The organism is Lysinibacillus sp. C5.1 (assembly GCF_016350185.1).
GTDB lineage: Bacteria > Bacillota > Bacilli > Bacillales_A > Planococcaceae > Lysinibacillus > Lysinibacillus sphaericus.
Genome location: NZ_CP066226.1, coordinates 54,952 through 76,492 on the forward strand (window position 1 = coordinate 54,952; position 21,541 = coordinate 76,492).

At 39.2% G+C, this 21,541-nt stretch carries 21 protein-coding genes and 2 rRNA genes; 22 read left to right on the top strand and 1 reads right to left on the bottom strand.

Features of this window, described 5'->3' with window-relative positions:
• The first annotated feature begins 270 nt into the window (after positions 1 to 270).
• The 12 genes from I5435_RS00235 to rsmI all read left to right on the top strand — a co-directional run bounded on the left by I5435_RS00235 (position 271) and on the right by rsmI (position 11,419).
• A 23S ribosomal RNA gene (locus tag I5435_RS00235) occupies positions 271 to 3,198 on the top strand.
• Between the two features lie 65 nt (positions 3,199 to 3,263).
• Positions 3,264 to 3,379 (top strand): 5S ribosomal RNA (gene rrf, locus I5435_RS00240).
• A gap of 534 nt (positions 3,380 to 3,913) precedes the next feature.
• Positions 3,914 to 5,338 carry an aminotransferase class I/II-fold pyridoxal phosphate-dependent enzyme gene (locus tag I5435_RS00245; protein WP_337983055.1) on the top strand — a complete coding sequence of 475 codons (1,425 nt, stop codon included), beginning with the start codon at positions 3,914 to 3,916 and terminating at the stop codon, positions 5,336 to 5,338.
• A gap of 17 nt (positions 5,339 to 5,355) precedes the next feature.
• Positions 5,356 to 5,985 carry a dTMP kinase gene (tmk, locus tag I5435_RS00250; protein ID WP_337983056.1) on the top strand — a complete coding sequence of 210 codons (630 nt, stop codon included), beginning with the start codon at positions 5,356 to 5,358 and terminating at the stop codon, positions 5,983 to 5,985.
• A gap of 281 nt (positions 5,986 to 6,266) precedes the next feature.
• The gene (locus tag I5435_RS00255) at positions 6,267 to 6,596 is read left to right on the top strand and encodes a cyclic-di-AMP receptor (RefSeq protein ID WP_024362572.1); all 330 of its coding nucleotides are present in this window, start codon (positions 6,267 to 6,269) and stop codon (positions 6,594 to 6,596) included.
• Positions 6,597 to 6,691: 95 nt separating this feature from the next.
• Positions 6,692 to 7,132 (top strand): YaaR family protein, encoded by a 441-nt coding sequence (locus tag I5435_RS00260; protein WP_024362573.1) that lies wholly within the window; start codon positions 6,692 to 6,694, stop codon positions 7,130 to 7,132.
• A gap of 158 nt (positions 7,133 to 7,290) precedes the next feature.
• Positions 7,291 to 8,295, top strand: coding sequence for a DNA polymerase III subunit delta' (gene holB, locus I5435_RS00265; RefSeq protein ID WP_337983057.1), 1,005 nt, complete (start codon positions 7,291 to 7,293; stop codon positions 8,293 to 8,295).
• Positions 8,288 to 9,103 carry a PSP1 domain-containing protein gene (locus tag I5435_RS00270; protein WP_024362575.1) on the top strand — a complete coding sequence of 272 codons (816 nt, stop codon included), beginning with the start codon at positions 8,288 to 8,290 and terminating at the stop codon, positions 9,101 to 9,103. The genes holB and I5435_RS00270 overlap by 8 nt, the downstream gene beginning before the upstream one ends.
• A 27-nt stretch (positions 9,104 to 9,130) precedes the next feature.
• Complete coding sequence (yabA, locus tag I5435_RS00275; RefSeq protein ID WP_024362576.1) at positions 9,131 to 9,487, top strand: DNA replication initiation control protein YabA; 357 nt, start codon at positions 9,131 to 9,133, stop codon at positions 9,485 to 9,487.
• Positions 9,488 to 9,550: 63 nt separating this feature from the next.
• Positions 9,551 to 10,300, top strand: coding sequence for a tRNA1(Val) (adenine(37)-N6)-methyltransferase (locus tag I5435_RS00280; protein ID WP_024362577.1), 750 nt, complete (start codon positions 9,551 to 9,553; stop codon positions 10,298 to 10,300).
• Positions 10,284 to 10,541: a GIY-YIG nuclease family protein gene (locus tag I5435_RS00285; protein WP_108031371.1), complete on the top strand. Its 258-nt coding sequence runs from the start codon at positions 10,284 to 10,286 to the stop codon at positions 10,539 to 10,541. Before I5435_RS00280 ends, I5435_RS00285 begins: the two co-directional genes overlap by 17 nt.
• 2 nt (positions 10,542 to 10,543) lie before the next feature.
• Positions 10,544 to 11,419, top strand: a complete 876-nt coding sequence (rsmI, locus tag I5435_RS00290; RefSeq protein ID WP_337983058.1) for a 16S rRNA (cytidine(1402)-2'-O)-methyltransferase — start codon at positions 10,544 to 10,546, stop codon at positions 11,417 to 11,419.
• A gap of 269 nt (positions 11,420 to 11,688) precedes the next feature.
• On the opposite strand, the gene I5435_RS00295 is transcribed toward rsmI, so the two are convergent.
• Complete coding sequence (locus I5435_RS00295) at positions 11,689 to 11,967, bottom strand: transition state genes transcriptional regulator AbrB (RefSeq protein ID WP_024362580.1); 279 nt, start codon at positions 11,965 to 11,967, stop codon at positions 11,689 to 11,691.
• A 347-nt stretch (positions 11,968 to 12,314) separates the two neighbouring features.
• Here I5435_RS00295 and metG point away from each other — a divergent pair, with 347 nt between their 5' ends.
• From metG to I5435_RS00345, 10 genes are all read left to right on the top strand, one after another.
• Positions 12,315 to 14,291, top strand: a complete 1,977-nt coding sequence (gene metG, locus I5435_RS00300) for a methionine--tRNA ligase (protein WP_024362581.1) — start codon at positions 12,315 to 12,317, stop codon at positions 14,289 to 14,291.
• Between the two features lie 253 nt (positions 14,292 to 14,544).
• Complete coding sequence (locus I5435_RS00305; protein WP_337983059.1) at positions 14,545 to 15,315, top strand: TatD family hydrolase; 771 nt, start codon at positions 14,545 to 14,547, stop codon at positions 15,313 to 15,315.
• A 135-nt stretch (positions 15,316 to 15,450) separates the two neighbouring features.
• On the top strand, positions 15,451 to 16,662 hold the full coding sequence (locus I5435_RS00310; RefSeq protein WP_024362583.1) for a resuscitation-promoting factor: 1,212 nt from the start codon (positions 15,451 to 15,453) through the stop codon (positions 16,660 to 16,662).
• A 168-nt stretch (positions 16,663 to 16,830) separates the two neighbouring features.
• Positions 16,831 to 17,397: a ribonuclease M5 gene (rnmV, locus tag I5435_RS00315; RefSeq protein ID WP_024362584.1), complete on the top strand. Its 567-nt coding sequence runs from the start codon at positions 16,831 to 16,833 to the stop codon at positions 17,395 to 17,397.
• Positions 17,390 to 18,271, top strand: a complete 882-nt coding sequence (gene rsmA, locus I5435_RS00320; protein ID WP_025218327.1) for a 16S rRNA (adenine(1518)-N(6)/adenine(1519)-N(6))-dimethyltransferase RsmA — start codon at positions 17,390 to 17,392, stop codon at positions 18,269 to 18,271. Before rnmV ends, rsmA begins: the two co-directional genes overlap by 8 nt.
• A gap of 156 nt (positions 18,272 to 18,427) precedes the next feature.
• Positions 18,428 to 18,688, top strand: a complete 261-nt coding sequence (gene veg, locus I5435_RS00325) for a biofilm formation stimulator Veg (RefSeq protein ID WP_024362586.1) — start codon at positions 18,428 to 18,430, stop codon at positions 18,686 to 18,688.
• Between the two features lie 114 nt (positions 18,689 to 18,802).
• Complete coding sequence (locus I5435_RS00330; RefSeq protein WP_004229193.1) at positions 18,803 to 18,982, top strand: small, acid-soluble spore protein, alpha/beta type; 180 nt, start codon at positions 18,803 to 18,805, stop codon at positions 18,980 to 18,982.
• A gap of 211 nt (positions 18,983 to 19,193) precedes the next feature.
• Positions 19,194 to 20,060 (top strand): 4-(cytidine 5'-diphospho)-2-C-methyl-D-erythritol kinase, encoded by an 867-nt coding sequence (ispE, locus tag I5435_RS00335; protein WP_024362587.1) that lies wholly within the window; start codon positions 19,194 to 19,196, stop codon positions 20,058 to 20,060.
• A 56-nt stretch (positions 20,061 to 20,116) separates the two neighbouring features.
• Positions 20,117 to 20,944, top strand: coding sequence for a pur operon repressor (purR, locus tag I5435_RS00340; protein WP_024362588.1), 828 nt, complete (start codon positions 20,117 to 20,119; stop codon positions 20,942 to 20,944).
• A 3-nt stretch (positions 20,945 to 20,947) separates the two neighbouring features.
• Positions 20,948 to 21,322 (top strand): RidA family protein, encoded by a 375-nt coding sequence (locus I5435_RS00345; protein WP_024362589.1) that lies wholly within the window; start codon positions 20,948 to 20,950, stop codon positions 21,320 to 21,322.
• Positions 21,323 to 21,541: the final 219 nt, after the last annotated feature.

Below are 21,541 nucleotides of genomic sequence, written 5' to 3' on the forward strand. Positions count from 1 at the left end.
TGTGCTCCTGTCGCTACGCTTTCGTCGCAAATTTGCGAAGAAGTAGAAACAGGTAGTGAATTTGTTCTTTGAAAACTGGATAAAACGACATTGAAATTGTAACAAACACATTTATTTTTTTAAGTTTTTTATAGGCTTAATAACAAATGAAGGTTTCGAGATACGAGTAAGACAAGGAAGCGATTGAGTGAGAGAAGGAGCGTACCTCTGTACGTGACTGACCGAACGAATGAAGCTGACGCTGGATTACGATGTATATCGGAAGCTGCAGGTTAAGTTATTAAGGGCGCACGGCGAATGCCTTGGCACTAGGAGCCGAAGAAGGACGGCACTAACACCGATATGCTTCGGGGAGCTGTAAGTGAGCTTTGATCCGGAGATTTCCGAATGGGGGAACCCACTACGTTTAATCGCGTAGTATCTTGACGTGAATACATAGCGTCTTGAAGGCAGACCCAGGGAACTGAAACATCTAAGTACCTGGAGGAAGAGAAAGAAAAATCGATTCCCTGAGTAGCGGCGAGCGAAACGGGAAGAGCCCAAACCAAGAGGCTTGCCTCTTGGGGTTGTAGGACACTCTATACGGAGTTACAAAGGAATGAGTTAGATGAAGCGACTTGGAAAGGTCCGCCAGAGCAGGTAAAAGCCCTGTAGTCGAAAGTTCGTTCCCTCCAGAGTGGATCCTGAGTACGGCGGAACACGTGAAATTCCGTCGGAATCCGGGAGGACCATCTCCCAAGGCTAAATACTACCTAGTGACCGATAGTGAACCAGTACCGTGAGGGAAAGGTGAAAAGCACCCCGGAAGGGGAGTGAAAGAGATCCTGAAACCGTGTGCCTACAAGTAGTTAGAGCCCGTTAATGGGTGATAGCGTGCCTTTTGTAGAATGAACCGGCGAGTTACGATTACGTGCGAGGTTAAGCTTTAGAAGGCGGAGCCGCAGCGAAAGCGAGTCTAAATAGGGCGAATTAGTACGTGGTCGTAGACCCGAAACCAGGTGATCTACCCATGTCCAGGGTGAAGGTGAGGTAACACTTACTGGAGGCCCGAACCCACGCACGTTGAAAAGTGCGGGGATGAGGTGTGGGTAGCGGAGAAATTCCAATCGAACTTGGAGATAGCTGGTTCTCTCCGAAATAGCTTTAGGGCTAGCCTCGTGATGAGAATACTGGAGGTAGAGCACTGTTTGGACTAGGGGGCCATCCCGGTTTACCGAATTCAGACAAACTCCGAATGCCAGATATTTATACACGGGAGTCAGACTGCGAGTGATAAGATCCGTAGTCAAAAGGGAAACAGCCCAGACCACCAGCTAAGGTCCCAAAGTAATCGTTAAGTGGAAAAGGATGTGGCGTTGCACAGACAACCAGGATGTTGGCTTAGAAGCAGCCATCATTTAAAGAGTGCGTAATAGCTCACTGGTCGAGTGACGCTGCGCCGAAAATGTATCGGGGCTAAACGATTCACCGAAGCTGTGGATTGACATCTACGATGTCAGTGGTAGGAGAGCGTTCTAAGTGCGTTGAAGTCAGACCGGAAGGACTGGTGGAGCGCTTAGAAGTGAGAATGCCGGTATGAGTAGCGAAAGACGGGTGAGAATCCCGTCCACCGTATGACTAAGGTTTCCTGAGGAAGGCTCGTCCGCTCAGGGTTAGTCGGGACCTAAGCCGAGGCCGATAGGCGTAGGCGATGGACAACAGGTTGATATTCCTGTACCACCTCCTCACCGTTTGAGAAATGGGGGGACGCAGTAGGATAGGGTAAGCGCGCCGTTGGTTGTGCGCGTCCAAGCAGTAAGGCGTGTGTGTAGGCAAATCCGCACACTGTAACGTTGAGCTGTGATGGCGAGTCCGTATGGACGAAGTTCCTGATTTCACACTGCCAAGAAAAGCCTCTATCGAGGTGAGAGGTGCCCGTACCGCAAACCGACACAGGTAGTCGAGGAGAGAATCCTAAGGTGTGCGAGAGAACTCTCGTTAAGGAACTCGGCAAAATGACCCCGTAACTTCGGGAGAAGGGGTGCTCTTGAGCGTGCAAGCGCATGAGAGCCGCAGTGAATAGGCCCAGGCGACTGTTTAGCAAAAACACAGGTCTCTGCAAAACCGTAAGGTGACGTATAGGGGCTGACGCCTGCCCGGTGCTGGAAGGTTAAGAGGAGTGGTTAGCGCAAGCGAAGCTGCGAATTGAAGCCCCAGTAAACGGCGGCCGTAACTATAACGGTCCTAAGGTAGCGAAATTCCTTGTCGGGTAAGTTCCGACCCGCACGAAAGGCGTAACGATCTGGGCACTGTCTCAACGAGAGACTCGGTGAAATTATAGTACCTGTGAAGATGCAGGTTACCCGCGACAGGACGGAAAGACCCCGTGGAGCTTTACTGTAGCCTGATATTGAATTTTGGTACAACTTGTACAGGATAGGTAGGAGCCAGAGATCTCGGAGCGCCAGCTTCGAAGGAGGCGTCGGTGGGATACTACCCTGGTTGTATTGAAATTCTAACCCATGCCCCTTAGCGGGGCAGGAGACAGTGTCAGGCGGACAGTTTGACTGGGGCGGTCGCCTCCTAAAAGGTAACGGAGGCGCCCAAAGGTTCCCTCAGAATGGTTGGAAATCATTCGTAGAGTGTAAAGGCACAAGGGAGCTTGACTGCGAGACCTACAAGTCGAGCAGGGTCGAAAGACGGGCTTAGTGATCCGGTGGTTCCGCATGGAAGGGCCATCGCTCAACGGATAAAAGCTACCCCGGGGATAACAGGCTTATCTCCCCCAAGAGTCCACATCGACGGGGAGGTTTGGCACCTCGATGTCGGCTCATCGCATCCTGGGGCTGTAGTCGGTCCCAAGGGTTGGGCTGTTCGCCCATTAAAGCGGTACGCGAGCTGGGTTCAGAACGTCGTGAGACAGTTCGGTCCCTATCCGTCGTGGGCGTAGGAAATTTGAGAGGAGCTGTCCTTAGTACGAGAGGACCGGGATGGACACACCGCTGGTGTACCAGTTGTCTTGCCAAAGGCATCGCTGGGTAGCTATGTGTGGACGGGATAAGTGCTGAAAGCATCTAAGCATGAAGCCCCCCTCAAGATGAGATTTCCCATTACGCAAGTAAGTAAGATCCCTCAAAGACGATGAGGTAGATAGGTTCGAGGTGGAAGTGTGGTGACACATGGAGCTGACGAATACTAATCGATCGAGGACTTAACCAAAAGTTTGAAACATTCAATGCACCGTTTATCCAGTTTTGAAAGAACAATCTTTCAATTAAATACTGTCTAGTGATGATGGCAAAGAGGTCACACCCGTTCCCATACCGAACACGGAAGTTAAGCTCTTTAGCGCCGATGGTAGTTGGGGGCTTCCCCCTGTGAGAGTAGGACGTCGCTAGGCAACTTAAAAAGACCGAAGAGAAATCTTCAGTCTTTTTTTATTTGAAATCCTAACGTATCCAAAGCGCTAAAGAAACAATCACACATTGTAATATCATGATTAGTTGCTTAGCTCAAAAAGTATGTGACACTTATTCTAACTTATAGTTGAGATACTCTAAACAGCATGTGTATCGTTAACCTGAGAAAACTATTGGAGAATGGGTGACATCATACATCAATAGATACGGTAAGAAATAGATAGAGGTATTGTAAATGGTGAAAGTGATGAAAAAGAGATACTTAAAGAATTTGCTATATTGAGAGGGGCCATTCTTTTTTAGGAATAAGAGAGAAGTTTCTGCATTTTGCTGACCTAACTAAATTATTGGCACTTTTTGAATCGTTGTAGCAGTTGGAATGAAAACCAAATGCTGTTTTATGGTTATTCTTACATCTTAAATCTTAAGCTATCCTATTTTATAGGATAGCTTTTTTATCGTGCCATAATCCCGTATAATTAAAGAATATAATAAACGAAAAAGGGTGTCTTGTTTTGCAAAAGAAAAAGCCAATTGTAGAAGGTTTAGAGCGTTTTCGACAACAACAAAATATATCCTTTCATGTACCAGGGCATAAACATGGAGAATTTTCTCGTTTACCACAGGCTTTTAAAGATGTTATGCGCTACGATGTAACAGAGTTAACAGGAATGGATGACTTGCACTATCCTGAGGGAATGATATTAGAGGCTGAAAATTTACTAGCTGAAACATATGGTGCGACGAAAAGCTTTTTTTTAGTAGGTGGCTCAACAGTTGGGAATTTAGCGATGATATATGCTACATGTAAAAGAGGCGATACGATCATTGTACAACGCAATGCTCATAAATCTATTTTTCATGCAATTGAGCTTGTTGGAGCAAAGGCTGTTTATGTTTCTCCACTTTGGGACGACCGAACATTAACTGCAACACATGTTTCCTATCACGATCTAAAACAGGCAGTTGATGAGTATCCAGACGTTAAGGCAGTGGTTTTAACGTATCCAACATATTACGGTATGATATCTAAAGAACTATCGCAGCAAATAGCATATTGTCATGAAAAAAACATTCCCGTTTTAGTAGATGAAGCGCACGGGGCTCATTTTAATGCTTGTTCTTTATTCCAGCCATCTGCTTTAACCTTCGGCGCGGATGTTGTTGTGCAGTCAGCGCACAAAACATTGCCCGCTATGACCATGGCTTCTTTTATGCATGTGAACTCACAATTAGTGAATGTTGATAGTATCCATCACTATTTACGCATGTTACAATCCAGCAGTCCATCTTATATATTGTTAGCTTCTTTGGATGATGCACGCTATTATATACAGACATATATGGAGAGCGATGGTGCATATATAATAGAGAAAAAAAATCAATGGGTCGATGCATTACGTTCAATTGGTTCGCTTGAAGTCATCGAGGTAGATGACCCTTTAAAGTTATTGCTTCGTGTTAAAGGTTATAATGGCTATCAACTACAGGAAGCATTAGAAGCGAAGCAGGTATATGCAGAGCTTGCCGATGCTCATCAGGTATTACTTGTATTGCCACTTTTAAAACAAGGGTATAGTTTTCCATTTGCAGAGATTCGCGTACGTATAAAAGAGGCTGTGACAGCATTATTAAACACTGAAAAAACAGAAATACAAGCCGTTTCGCACAATGCCTACAGTTTCACGGCTATTACGGAACCAGCATATTCATTTGATGAAATTGCAAATATGAAGAAGGAATGGCTACCCTACATGCGGACAATGGGACGTACGGCTGCAAGTATGATTATTCCTTACCCTCCTGGCATCCCATTACTCGTTCCAGGAGAAAAAATTACGGTGGCTAAACTAAGTCAGTTAGAGGAATTACTTGCAACAGGTGCAACATTTCAAGGAAATCACAGGTTAGAGGAAAAAATGATCGAGGTCATTAAATAGTTGGAGGCAATAACAGCATGAATTGCAATTTATTTATTACATTTGAAGGTCCAGAAGGTGCCGGGAAAACAACCATAATTAAAAAAATAGCTGAACGATTAGCACAAGAAAATATAGATGTTTTAGCAACGAGAGAACCTGGAGGCATTGAAATCGCCGAAAAAATTCGAACAATCATTTTAAATCCCGCGCACACAGCAATGGATGAACGGACGGAAGCATTGTTGTACGCAGCAGCGAGAAGTCAGCATTACTTTGAAAAAGTACGTCCTGCTTTAGATGCTGGGAAAATGGTTATTTGTGATCGATTTATTGATTCATCGTTAGCTTACCAAGGATATGCACGTGGCATCGGTGTAGATGAAGTACTATCAATTAATGAATTTGCAATTGGGAAAAAATTACCCGATTTAACTATCCTATTTGATATTTCACCAGAGGTTGGTTTAGCGCGAATACACGCACATGGGGATCGTGAAGTAAACCGCCTTGATGTTGAAAGCTTGGCCTTTCATCAAAAGGTGCGTGAGGGATATTTACAATTAGTAAAACGATATCCAGAACGTATCAGAGTTATTAATGCCGACCAAAATATGGAGCATGTAGTTGAAGATGTATGGGCAATAGTGTATAAGGCAATGCAGTAAAAACATGAAGTTAACTACCATATTGTGATATAATGGTAACATCTGATGACCCATTTACTGCATCGGATAAAAGAAAACTTTACCTTATAAGTGCTAAGAAGAATGCAATGTGCCTACTTTCATCTAATACGCGTATGAACAAAGACAAATTGTCGCAAAGATTTTTTAACATGAATGTTGTTAGCGTCCTTTTCGTTCTAAGTGTGGATTGAAATTGTTAGTAGATGTTGCTGTTTTGAATAAATTCTATCAAGGCCAATTATATAAAGGGGTGAGTGCGAATGAAGTTAGTCGTAGCTGTTGTACAAGATCAGGATAGTAGCCGCTTATCGAATGCTTTAACGAAAAATCAGTTTCGCGCAACAAAATTAGCGAGTACAGGGGGTTTTTTACGCTCTGGTAATACGACGTTTCTAATTGGAACAGAAGACTCTCTCATACCCAAAGTTTTAGATATTATCCGTGATAATTGTCGAGCACGGGAACAATTGGTTGCACCCGTATCGCCATTAGGTGGTAATGCAGATTCCTATATCCCATATCCAGTGGAGGTAGAGGTAGGGGGCGCTACCGTCTTTGTTTTACCAATCGAACAATTTCACCACTTTTAACAGTATTTAATATTTAGTGAGCATTGCCAAACTGGCAGTAAAAATTCATAACTATAGATGACATTGATAATAAAGCAATTGGGGGCGAATGAAGCTTGAAGATCAATCAAGATATACGTGTCGGGATCAATACTAATCGTAAGGAGCCTCTACAAAATAATAATCAAAATAACCGATTTGGTGATATGGTCGTCAAGCAAGGCTCCAAATTGCAAACCGAACAACTAACACGATTGTTGGGGGATATTTCAACTGCTGGTGACCGTGTCGCAAGATCCCGTAATTTGCGAGAGCTTGCTCGTTTTAAAATGCTTGTGAAGCGTTTCTTACAGGAAACTGTAGAGCATGGTATGGAATTAAAACAATCGCATACATGGAATCGTTTTGGTGAAGGAAGACGATTGAAAATCATTGAGACAATTGATACGCGTCTTGTGGAGCTTGCACAAGATATTTTAGATGAAGAAAAGGAAGCGATTGACCTTCTTGACAAAATTGGCGAGATTAAAGGTCTATTAATTAATTTATATATGTAAAACCCGTGTCTTGTTCACTTGTAGGCGCGGGCTTTTTTCAAATTTGATCAGTAGGACTCCTTACTATCACAATTGGTAAAGCGTTGCTTCTACCAAAAATAAATTTACATGTACAAGTCCAAAAGGCTTTATAGATATAGGAAGGAATATAATAAAAAATGGCGAAGAATGTTGAAGAGCTTTTCACACTACAGCCAGTCGTAATGAAGCAGCTTCAAACGATTTTTGACAAAAATAGATTAGCCCATGCATACATTTTTGATGGCGAAAAAGGAACAGGGAAAGTGGATATTATGCATTTTTTTGTAAAATTAATGCTATGTGAACATCCACATGAAAATGTTCCATGTGAAACATGTCGAAATTGCAGACGTGTTGATTCGGGAAATCATCCGAATATTCACGAAATCTATCCGGAAGGTCAATTTATTAAAATTGATCAAATACGTGATCTTATTTCTGAGATGAAAATGATGGGTGTTGAGCAAGGACGTAAAATTTACGTTCTGCATCATGCGGATCGTTTAAATATAGCATCTGCTAATATGATTTTAAAATTTTTAGAAGAACCCAATGGAGAAGTTACGGCTATTTTGTTAACAGAGCAGATGCAATCAATATTACCTACTATTCGTTCGCGCTGTCAGCATATTAAGTTTCAAAAGATGCCGCGTCAATTGTTGTTAAAGCATTTGCAAGAAAATGACGTTCCCCACTCCATGGCTTCTACGGTTAGCATGATGACGAACGAGCTCGAAACCGCTATTTTTTTAGCAAAAGATGAGCAGTTTGCACAGGCTCGAAAAACAGTGTTAAAATTAGTAGAGGCAATTCGCCAAAATGTACATGAAGCTATGATAGTTGTACATGAGGAATGGTTGCCACTATTTAAGGAAAAAAGCGAAATGGAGCAAGCATTGGATTTACTACTATTTGCTTACCGTGATATAGTGTCAATAAAAGCTAATCCCGAAGCAGCTTGTACTTATCCAGACATGTTACAGACTTTTAAAGAAGCTGCGTTACATTCGACTTTTGAACGCCTATCTAGTCAAATGGAGTCCATTTTACAGGCGCGTGCATCTTTACAGCGTAACATGAATAGGACGTTATTGATGGAGCAGCTAATGCTAAATCTGCAGGAGGGATATACATTTGTATAATGTAGTAGGAATCCGCTTTAAAAAGGCGGGTAAAATATATTATTTCGATCCAGCATCATTTCTACTAGAGGACAGTCAATATGTCATTGTAGAGACAGCTCGTGGTGTAGAATACGGGAAGGTAGTTGTCCCTCAAAAAGTAGTAGGGGAAAATGATGTCGTATTGCCACTTAAACAAGTACTACGACCAGCAGATGAACGTGATCGTATTCAAGTTGAAGAAAATGCGATAGAGTCAAAACGTGCATTTGAGCTAGCAAATGCAAAAATTATAGAACATAAACTAGAGATGAAACTTGTTGATGTTGAATATACATTTGATCGCAATAAAATAATCTTTTACTTTACGGCAGAAGGTCGTGTTGACTTCAGGGATTTAGTAAAAGATTTAGCATCTGTTTTTAGAACGCGTATCGAGCTCCGCCAAATTGGTGTTCGAGATGAAGCAAAATTATTAGGTGGTATTGGTCCTTGTGGCCGAATGCTATGCTGTTCAACATTTTTAGGTGATTTTGATCCGGTGTCTATTAAAATGGCAAAAGATCAGAATTTATCTTTAAACCCATCTAAAATATCTGGGTTATGTGGTCGTTTAATGTGCTGCTTGAAGTATGAAAACGATGAATACGAAGAAGCAAAAGAGGGTATGCCGGATATTGGTGAAATGACAATGACACCAGATGGCCGTGGGAGAGTTGTTGGTTTAAATGTGCTAGAGAGACTTATTCAAGTATATTTACAGGAGCAAGAGCGCACGGTTGAGTATACGCTCGAAGAACTGCTAGCATGCGAAAAAAATCTTATATAAGATAGAGAATTTAACGAGGTGGCTTGGGTGAAGGACCGTAATTTCTTAGATACCGTTATGGAGTTCGAACAACAGCTCGAAGCAATGCAGGCGCAATTTGGTGCATTGAAGCAATTTGTAGCGTTAATGATGGAAGAACATAAGGCACTCGAAACAGAAAATCATCACCTTCGTACACGTCTAGAAGAACTACTTTCTAAAGAGAACACCGTACAGGCTACAGATGAGAAGAAAGAGAATCCATTAGATATTGGCGAGGGATATGATAACTTAGCACGTCTATACCAAGAGGGCTTCCACGTTTGTCATGTTCATTTTGGAAGTTCACGTAAAGGTGAAGATTGTCTGTTTTGTCTATCATTTTTAAATAAGCAAAATGTGTAATAGAAGACTGATTCCCGCTTCGGTGGTATCAGTCTTTTGTTTTGTATAGTAGGAGGAAGGCTCATGGAAAATTGGTTGAAGGATGATGAAAGGTTAGATTATTTGTTGGCAGAGAATTTACGTATTATTCAAAGCCCATCTGTCTTTTCTTTCTCATTGGATGCAGTGTTACTTTCGAAATTTGTCAATGTACCTTATCATAAAGGGGAAATAGTGGATTTATGCTCAGGCAATGGTGTTATTCCGTTATTTTTAAGTGCTAGAACGAAAGGGCATATTACGGGTGTAGAATTACAGCCTCGTTTATTTGATATGGCAGAGCGAAGTATTCGGTATAATAACCTAGCGCAACAAATCAATATGGTACTTGGGGATGTAAAGGAAATTCCATCTCAATTAGGAATAGAAAAATATGATGTAGTGACTTGTAATCCGCCATATTTTTTAGCGCATGAAGCAAGTGATAAAAATTTATCCGAACATTACGCGATAGCACGACATGAATTACATTTAACACTCGATGAAGCAGTGCAATCGGCAAGTAGATTATTAAAACAAGGTGGAAAAGCAGCATTTGTACATCGCCCTGGTCGCTTATTGGATATTGTCACAGCTATGCGAGCAAATCGATTAGAACCAAAACGCATGCAACTGATTTATCCGAAAGTAGGGAAGGAAGCCAATACTTTATTAATAGAAGCAATAAAGGATGGTAAACCAGATTTGAAAATATTACCCCCACTGTATGTCTATGATTCAAATAATGAATATACAGCCGAAGTGAGAGCAATGCTTTATGGACAAAACGAATAGTCATTTCTTTTATGTGTTAGAATGTGCGGACAAGACTTATTACGCAGGTTATACAAATAATGTAGAAAAACGTGTTGCCGCACATAATGCAGGAAAAGGTGCCAAATATACACGGGCTAGAGGACCAGTTGAATGTATTTATGTCGAAACTTTCGACACAAAACAAGAAGCGATGCGGGCAGAATATGCTTTTAAGCAGTTAACACGGGCGCAAAAAACGAACTATATAGGGAGGGATTAATCGTGAAATCACAAAAAAGTACGATGCACGATCATCAAGGACATTTATACCTTGTAGCAACACCCATTGGCAATTTAGAGGATATGAGTGTACGTGCACTACGTATTTTAAAGGAAGCGGATGTGATCGCTGCTGAAGATACACGGAATACAAAGAAGCTTTGCAACTATTTTGATATTGAAACTCCACTTGTAAGTTATCACGAACATAATATTGATGCCGGGGGAGAGAAGCTACTAAGTTTTTTACGTCAAGGAAAGACGGTGGCATTAGTAAGTGATGCTGGTTTACCTTGTATTTCGGACCCAGGGGCAGATATTGTGAGTAAGGCAATTGCCGAAGGAATAGCTGTAGTACCAATTCCAGGTGCAAATGCCGCAATTTCTGCTTTAATTGCTTCTGGTTTAACACCACAACCCTTTTTCTTTTACGGGTTTTTAAATCGTGGAAAAAAAGAGAGACGACAACAATTAGAGCAATTAAAAAAAAGACAAGAAACCATCTTATTTTACGAGGCTCCCCATCGTTTAAAAGAAACACTAAAGGATATGGAATTAATTCTTGGTAATCGCCGCATTGTGCTGGCGCGTGAACTGACAAAAAAATTCGAGGAGTTTCTTCGTGGTACTATATCAGAAGCGGTGGAATGGTCTCAAACCGAAGAAATCCGTGGAGAATTTTGTATTGTTTTAGAAGGAAATCAAAATGTAGAAGAAGATATGCAAGAAGATGTATATTGGATTGACATGAATGTTGTGGAACATGTCGATTATATTATTGCCGAATCAGGCGTTACTTCTAAGGAAGCAATAAAAGAGGTAGCGAAACTGCGCCAAGTAGCGAAGCGTGATATTTATAACGAATACCATAGTGAGTGAGTATGAAAAGGTTGTCTCCACGGAGGCAATCTTTTTTATTCGAAATAAACAATATTTACCAAATTATAACGATTGAGAATGATTATCCTTATTAAAATGCAAATGTTTAAATTGATAATAATTGTAAAAGCGAGTAATCTTATTAAAAGAGGTCTGACATGGACATTATATGGGAAGTATATATAATACTTTACCATTATAAAAAGAAATTTTTATTAAATAATAAAAACACCTAAACCGCTGTTGTCGATTTAGGTGCAGGAAAGGGTTTATTTTTTTAAGCTAGATTGGATTTCTTTCATCAGCATTTCTGCGCCTTCAGGGCTTAAAATTAATTTGCCTCCAACTAGACGGAAGTTATCATCAGAAACTTCACCAGTAACAGCACAAGTCATGTTTGGCATATATTTTTTTAGGATGATTTTGTCATCATCTACGTAGATTTCTAAAGCGTCCTTTTCAGCGATACCTAATGTACGACGAAGTTCGATTGGAATTACCACACGACCTAATTCATCGACTTTACGAACAATACCTGTTGATTTCATAATTATTTTTCCTCCTATAAGTAAAAGTTATATTTGTGTTTCGTCAAATTTCGACATAATTTCCTTGTCTGATAGTTATCATACCAAGTAATGCCATAAACGTCAATTAATTAATACAGTAATTATTTCTTGTTTGTAAAAATTTTTGAGGAGAAAACTGTTATTTCTACGTTTTTAAAAGGTTTTTATTATAGATTTTATTTTATAGTAAAAAAGCTTCTTATAAAAGACATTAAATGGATTAATATAATATTCGACATTTTTCGCATTCGATAAACTTTCATTGAAACGAATTTCGTACTTCGATAGAATAGATATTATACTGTGAAACATTGGAGGCAGTTCTCGTGAGCGAACAAAACAAAACATTCTATATAACAACCCCGATTTACTATCCAAGTGGAAAATTTCATATTGGTACTGCGTATACGACAGTAGCGTCTGATACGATTGCACGTTACAAACGTTTACGTGGCTATGATGTACGTTTCTTAACTGGGATGGACGAGCACGGACAAAAGATTCAAGAAAAAGCTGCAGAAGCTGGCAAGCATCCTCAAGAATATGTAAATGAGATTGCCGAGGCAGCGAAAAAACTTTGGGCATTAATGGATATTTCGTATGATGATTTCATTCAAACAACGGAAGAACGTCATAAGAAAACTGTCGAAAAGATTTTCCAAAAGTTTTTAGACAACGGCGATATTTATAAAGGTGAGTATGAAGGGTGGTACTGTACCCCTTGTGAGTCATTCTTTACTGAAACACAATTAGAAGATGGAAAGTGTCCAGACTGTGGTCGCGCTGTACACAAAGTTAAAGAAGAATCTTACTTCTTTAATATGAAGAAATACGCAGATCGCCTACTCGCTTATTATGAAGAAAATTTAGAATTCATCGAACCGGAATCTCGTAAAAACGAAATGATTAATAACTTTATTAAACCAGGGCTTGAAGATTTATCAGTTTCACGAACTTCATTTGATTGGGGCATTAAAGTACCGGGAGATCCAAAACACGTAATTTACGTTTGGGTAGATGCGTTAACAAATTATATTACCTCTTTAGGTTACTTATCAGAAGATGAAACGTTATTTAATAAATATTGGCCAGCCGATGTACATGTTGTAGGAAAAGATATCGTACGTTTCCATACAATCTATTGGCCGATATTCTTAATGGCTCTTGATTTACCATTACCTAAAAAAGTGTTCGCGCATGGATTTATTATGATGAAAGACGGAAAAATGTCGAAATCAAAAGGAAATGTTATCTATCCTGAAATGTTAATCGAACGTTATGGATTAGATGCAACACGTTACTTCCTATTAAGAGAGTTACCATTTGGCTCAGATGGCGTATTTTCACCAGAATCATTTGTGGAGCGAACAAATTTTGATTTAGCTAATGATTTAGGTAATTTATTAAACCGTACAATTTCTATGATTAATAAGTATTTTGATGGCAATATTCCTACAGAAAATCTTCAATCGACAGAATTTGATGAGGCATTAAAAGTGCATGCAGAAACTGTACGTATTAAATATGAAGAAAGTATGGAAAAAATGCAATTTAGTGTTGTATTAGCTGACCTCTGGACACTAGTATCTCGTACAAATAAATACATTGATGAAACACAGCCTTGGGTACTTGCAAAAGAAGAAGCAGATAAGCCAAAATTAGGGGCTGTTATGCGAAATTTGGCAGAGAGTTTACATCATATTGCCGTTATGTTACAACCATTTATGACATCTACACCGACACGCATATTGCAACAATTAGGATTAGACGACAAATTTTTATCATGGGAAACAATTGAAACATTCGGTAATACTATTCCAGCAAACATTAAAGTGGTAGAAAAAGGTACACCAATTTTCCCACGTTTAGATAGTGAAATTGAAATTACTTACATTCGTGAAGAAATGCGCGGCTCTGTAAAAACTTCTCAAGAAGAAGAACCAAGCACAGAATCAAAAGTTGTGGAAATTCCAGAAATTCCAGAAATATCTATTGATGATTTTATGAAAGTAGACTTACGTGTGGCAACGGTTACAGCATGTGAACCGATTCCGAAAGCGGATAAATTATTAAAGCTTCAAGTTGACCTTGGATATGAGCAACGCCAAGTAGTTTCGGGAATTGCTAAGTATTATACTGCGGAAGAGCTAGTCGGACAAAAAGTGATTGTTGTTGCAAATTTGAAACCTGTAAAATTACGTGGTGAATTATCACAAGGGATGATTTTAGCGGGTGAAAAAGATGGAATTTTAAAGCTAGCCTCTGTTGATCCAAAACTTGAAAATGGTGCAAAAGTAAAATAAAAAATGCAGTATGGCCTGTTGAGTAGAAAATATTCAGCAGGCCATTCTAAATTTGGACTATTATTCGGCTAAAAGTTATTTTACTATAACTTATGCAACGCGTAAATTGACGAATTTTAGGTACATGGTAATAGTTTTGCCGAATATTTATAAGTGTATTGTCACAATACTAATTTGTTTGTAACAAAATTGTAATGCAGATGAAAAATATGAAATAATAATCTTTAATAAAATCAAGGTTAGGGGAATGACAATGTTTATCGATACACATGTACATTTGAATGCAGAGCAGTATCAAGAAGACTTACAAGAAGTCATAGATCGAGCTCTTGAAGCAAAGGTTGAAACCATGGTAGTTGTAGGTTTTGATCGTAAAACGATTGAAAAAACAATGGAATTAGTAGAACAATACGATTTTATTTATGGTGTGATTGGTTGGCATCCAGTAGATGCTATTGATTGCACTGAAGAAGATTTACAATGGATTGAGGAATTGGCAGCACATCCTAAAGTCGTTGGAATTGGTGAAACAGGTTTAGATTATTACTGGGATAAATCACCAAAGGATGTTCAGCAAGCTCTTTTTCGCAAGCAAATTCATTTAGCGCAAAAAGTAAATTTACCAATTATCATTCATAATCGAGATGCGACAGCAGATGTTGTGGATATTTTACGTGAAGAGAATGCTGCTTCTGTTGGAGGCGTTATGCATTGCTATAGCGGAAGTGTAGAAACAGCACGTCAATGCATCGCAATGAATTTTATGATTAGTCTTGGCGGACCGGTGACTTTTAAAAATGCTCGCATGCCGAAAGAAGTAGCAACAGAGATACCTTTAGAGCACTTGATGATCGAAACAGACGCGCCATATCTAGCTCCACATCCTTATCGTGGTAAACGTAATGAACCAGCATTGGTGCCATTAGTTGCAGAAGAAATTGCACGTTTAAAAGAAATACCAATTGAGGAAGTTGCCAATGTAACGACTGCCAATGCAAAAAAAATTTTTAGGATTGACGTTTAACTAGCTAAAGTGCCTCCAATACTGTGTTTGCGGTTGGCTAAAATAGCATGGTCAAATTTTTTTGAAATACATTCGGGTTGACAGTGCTAAATCTAGTCCGTATAATCCAACTTTGTATTAAGGAGGCGTTTTTTCATGTCAAATAATTCCATGAAAAACTTGTTCTTAGGATCATTGAGGAGTAAGCAAACAGTGATAAGAATTGTTTCACTTGTCCTGTTTGTGTCAGTAATTTCATTCGTACTTTATCAAGGTACTAAAAAATCCGTAACGCTTAACGCTAACGGAGAAGCAATTGAAGTATCAACACATGCTAAAACTGTAGAAGAACTATTACAAAATCAAAATATAGACGTAGCAGCGCATGACAAAATATCACCCTCTCTGAATGCCAAAATTGTTAATGGTTTAGCAATTACTTGGGAACAGGCAAAAGAAGTAACAATTTCAGTTGATGGAAATCAGTCAAAAGTTTGGACAACTGAAAAACTAGTGAAAGACATTTTGAAGGAAGCAAATATCGAAGTATCAGAACATGATTCATTAGCGCAAGGTTTGGATACAGAAGTAGGAGCAGATAACAAAATCGATATTCAAAAAGCGTTTCAGGTAACGCTTGTCGATGGTTTAGAAAACAGACAAGTTTGGTCCACTTCGACTACGGTCGCTAACTTTTTAAAACAACAAGGAATTCAACTTAATGAATTCGATCGTGTCGAGAATAACCTGGAGGACGTTATCACTCCAGAGAGTAAAATCGCAGTAGTTCGCGTAGAAAAGGTTATCGATGTAGTGGAAGACTCTATTGATTTCGCAATTGAAAAGAAGCAAGATGCTTCTTTGCTAAAAGGAAAACAAAAAGTTGTCACGACGGGCGAGAAGGGTACAGTTTCTCGAACGTATGAAGTCGTGAAAGAAAACGGCAAAATTGTGGCAAAAAATTTACAATCTGAAAACGTCATAAAAGAGCCAAAGAAACAAGTAGTTGCTGTTGGTGCAAAAAAATTAGTAGCTAGTGCAACAACTGTGTCTCGTGGTTCAGCGGAGCCTGCTAGTGGGAAAGAATTTTATGTAACGGCAACAGCTTATACACCGTATTGTAAAGGCTGTTCAGGTACATCAGCTACTGGCATTAACTTGCGTTCAGGTTCTGGCTTAAAGGTAATCGCAGTAGATCCATCCGTTATTAAACTTGGCTCAAAGGTATGGGTTGAAGGCTATGGAACAGCTATTGCTGGGGATACTGGTGGTTCAATTAAGGGTAATAAGATCGATATACTTGTACAAACAGATGCTCAAGCCCGCAACTGGGGACGTAAGAAAGTGCGTATTAAAGTATTAAATTAAAAAAATTGTAAAATATAACAAAATGTTTTTCACTAAGCATTGGCTTTCCTGTATTGACTGGCGGGAAAGCTTTTTTCACGTATAGAACCGACTAACTTTGTATTTCTGTACAATCACACAGGGCAGTTGTAAAATGGTCTGAAGATAAGGTAGAAAAGAGGAGCCTTTTTGCAAATTCAAGAAGTCATTGTCGTTGAAGGAAAAGATGATACAACAGCCATTAAGCGAGCTGTTCAAGCAGATACTATTGAAACAAATGGATCTGCAATTTCAGAGGAGACGCTTAAACGAATTCAGCACGCACAGGATAAACGAGGAGTCATTGTGTTTACAGATCCTGATTATCCAGGACGGCGAATTCGAGCTATTATTGAGCAACATGTCTCAGGGGTAAAACATGCCTTTTTACCAAAATCAAAAACAATTGCAAAAAACGGTAAAGGTTTAGGCATTGAGCATGCGGCAGATGAGGATATTCGCGAAGCGTTAAGTCTTGTCTATACGCCAAATAACAATGAGCCCATTACCGATGATATTACGCTAGAAGATTTAATGACCGCTCGTTTAATCGGTCATCCATTGGCGAAAAGACGCCGTGATCGTCTAGGCGAAATATTGAATATTGGTGCAACAAATGGTAAACAACTTCATAAAAGATTGAAAATGTTTCAAATAACAGAACAGCAATTTGGTGCTGCTGTCGCACAGGTAGATCAGGAGGAAAATAATGCATAAGGATATTGCAACACCCATTCGAACACAGGAAATTTTAAAAAAATATGGATTTTCATTTAAAAAGAGCTTAGGTCAAAATTTTTTAATTGACCCGAACATTTTAAGAAACATTGTTAGTCATGCGAATTTGACAGAAAACAGTGGTGCAATTGAAGTAGGTCCAGGTATTGGCGCATTAACGGAGCATTTGGCACGCAGCGCAAAAAAGGTCGTATCGTTTGAAATCGATCAGCGTTTATTACCAGTACTAGCCGATACATTAAGTCCATATAATAATGTGTCTATCGTGCATTCCGATATTTTAAAAGCAGACGTTGCTAAAGTAATTGAGGAAGAAATGCCAGGTATTGAGGATATTATGGTTGTTGCTAATTTACCCTATTATGTTACGACGCCTATTTTAATGAAGTTGTTAAATGATCGTCTACCAATCCGTGGTTTTGTGGTGATGATGCAGAAAGAAGTAGCGGATCGTATTACAGCGAAACCAGGAACAAAAGAATATGGTTCATTATCGATTGCCATTCAGTATTACGTGAAAGCAGAAATTGCGATGACTGTACCGAAAACTGTTTTTATGCCACAACCAAATGTAGATTCAGCAGTTATTCGTCTTATTAAGCATGATGCGCCACCGGTTAATGTGATTGATGAGGATTTTCTTTTTGTTGTCACAAGAGCGTCATTTGTACAGCGTCGTAAAACCATCTTAAATAATTTACAATCGGGTTTACCAAATGGTAAGGCCAATAAAGATAAAATCATCGAGGCTTTAGAATCTGTAAATATTGAGCCAACTCGTCGTGGTGAAACACTTTCCATTCAAGAGTTTGGGAAGCTTGCAGATGCTCTTTATCCAACCTTTGCAAAGTAAAAAATTTTGTTACATTTTCATGTGATATGAAAAAAAAACGTATTTTTTCAAAAAAAATAAGTTGACAACATTTATGAAGGGCTGATAAAATATTATATTTTGTTGACATTTTTGGGCGTATCACTTATACTAGGTATTAGTGAGGTGTAAGCGAAAATGCCAAAAACTTTAGCGGACATTAAAAAGTCGTTGGATTGTCATTTGGGTAAACGTTTGCAGTTAAAAGCAAACGGTGGTCGCAAGAAAACGATCGAGTGTGCAGGGATATTGCGCGAAACATATCGTGCAATTTTTGTAGTTGAGCTTGATCAAGAAGACAATACGTGCAAACGCGTATCGTATAGCTACACAGATATTTTAACTGAGGCAGTAGAGATTACATTTTTAGACGAAGCAAAGGCTGCTGTCGCGAAATAGTTTCTAGTACTTATTTCTATATTTTGGAGCACTCATGTATGTCAAAAACTACATGAGTGCTTTTCGTTTTATCGGACATACTAATGTCGTCAGTTGTTACAAGGAGGAGTTTATATGCCTAGAAAAGGTATCATGTCACCTCGTTTAAAAGAAGAGATCGCCAAAGAACTTGGATTTTATGATGTTGTGCAAAAAGAAGGTTGGGGCGGCATTAAAGCTCGAGATGCTGGTAATATGGTGAAACGTGCCATTGAGATGGCGGAAAGAGCAAGCAGTGAACAAGAGCGTAAGTAGTCTACTTTGCCTAAAATAGGTTGCTTACATTTATTTACTTCATTTAGCAAGGGTTGCCTATGCTGAACACAACAAAACAACTGACGAGAGAGAACCGTTATAAAACGGTTCTTTTTTCAGTTTGCTTTCTCATTATGGTAAAATAAAATGAATTATCTTGCGCGAAAAATGAATGGCTGTTTCTGCGTGTAGTTATGAGGGAGGAAGTAAGATGCTTTATGTAAAGGCGCCTGCAAAAATTAATTTAACATTAGATGTTCTTTATAAACGACCAGATAATTATCACGAAGTGGAGATGGTCATGACGACTGTCGATTTGGCAGATCGTATTAGCTTAGAATCTCGAGAGGATGGAGTTATCGAAATTATTTCAACGGATAATTTCGTACCAAATGATCACCGCAACTTTGCTTATCAAGCAGCGCGTCTTATAAAAGATACATACGGCATTAGACAAGGTGTATCCATTACAATTGAAAAAGAAATACCGATCGCTGCAGGTCTTGCAGGAGGCAGTAGTGATGCAGCGGCGACACTAAAAGGCTTAAATGAACTTTGGAATTTAAACTTGTCCATAGATGAGTTAGCAGAGCTTGGTGCTAAAATCGGCTCTGATGTATCTTTTTGTGTATACGGAGGTACAGCGCTAGCAACTGGACGTGGAGAAAAAATTCAAGAATTACCTGCTCCGCCAAGCTGTTGGGTTGTATTAGCCAAGCCTAAAATAGGTGTATCAACAGCGGAAGTATATGGAGGATTGAAAGTTGAAGGACTTGAGCATCCAAATACAAAGCAAATGATTCAAGCGATTGAGACGGATAATTATGAACTATTATGTGCATCTTTAGGAAATGTTTTGGAAACTGTAACATTTAAGTTGCATCCAGAAGTTATTATGTTAAAAGAGCAGATGAGACGTTTTGGAGCAGATGCGACATTAATGAGCGGAAGCGGTCCCACGGTCTTTGGCCTTGTGGATAGTGAGGCTCGTGTAAGTCGAATTTACAATGGCTTACGAGGCTTTTGTGAAGAAGTATATGCTGTGCGCATTTTAGGGGAGCGAAATACGCTTGCTTAAAAACGCATATTTGTGTTAATTTTACCTATAAATATTCGTGTTTAGGAGAGGGTCGCATGAAATGGAAGCGTAGTGAACGACTAGTTGATATGACGTACTATTTACTAGAACATCCACATCAGCTGATCCCGCTAACTTATTTTTCAGAATTATATCAATCAGCAAAGTCTTCAATTAGCGAAGATTTAACGATTGTAAAAGAAACTTTCGAAGAAAAAGGAATCGGGTTATTGACAACAGTGCCAGGGGCTGCAGGTGGTGTGAAGTATATTCCTAAAATGTCCGAAGAGGAAGTTCGTTTAGTTATTCAGGATTTAAAAGCAGAACTTGAACATTCTGATCGTTTGTTACCTGGTGGCTATTTATTTATGACGGATTTACTGGGCAATCCAGATTTAATTAATCGAGTTGGTAAGGTCTTTGCATCTGCCTTTGCTGACCAACAAATTGATGTCATTATGACAGTGGCAACAAAGGGAATATCTATTGCCCATGCCATAGCAAGACACTTAAATGTACCGGTAGTAGTTGTTCGTAGAGACAGCAAAGTAACAGAAGGTTCTACAGTCAGCATAAACTACGTATCTGGTTCTTCTCGTAGAATTCAGACAATGGTATTATCAAAAAGAAGCATGAAGAGTGGACAGCGCGTACTAATTACCGATGATTTTATGAAGGTCGGAGGTACGATGAACGGTATGAAAAATCTACTAGAAGAGTTTGACTGTCAACTAGCAGGTATCGCGGTTCTTGTTGAAGCAGAGCATGCCGATGAAACTTTAGTAGATGATTACTATTCACTTGTAAAGCTTCATGAGGTAAATGAAAAAGATCGTACGATTGCATTAAGTGAAGGAAATTATTTTACAAAAAGGGAGAAATGACAAATGAATGTAGTATCTACAACAAATGCACCAGCAGCAATTGGACCATATGCACAAGGCATAATTGTAAATGGGATGTTTTATAGTTCAGGTCAAATTCCACTTACTGCAACAGGGGAATTAGTAGAGGGTGATATCGCCGCTCAAACACACCAAGTCTTTGCTAATCTAAAGGCAGTGTTAGAGGCTGCTGGTTCATCATTAGACAATGTAGTAAAAACTACTGTCTTTATGAAGGATATGAATGACTTTGTGGCAATGAACGAAGTCTATGCTAGTCACTTTGGCGAACATAAGCCAGCTCGTTCGGCAGTGGAAGTAGCTCGTTTACCAAAAGATGTGAAAGTCGAAATAGAAGTAATAGCTGTTGTAAAATAAAATAAGCGCCCTTTAAAAGAACAATAACTCTTTTAAAGGGTTTTTTACTAATACTCACAATTTCTTTCGAGTGCCATTTTAAGTAGTTATCTTAGAAATCTAAAAAATTGTTTACTTAGAAAATGTAGCTGGATTACAGAAAAACATAAAAGATTCGTTAGTTTTCCAAAAATTTGACAAACTATTGTCAAATTTACGATGAACTAGAGAAAATATTAT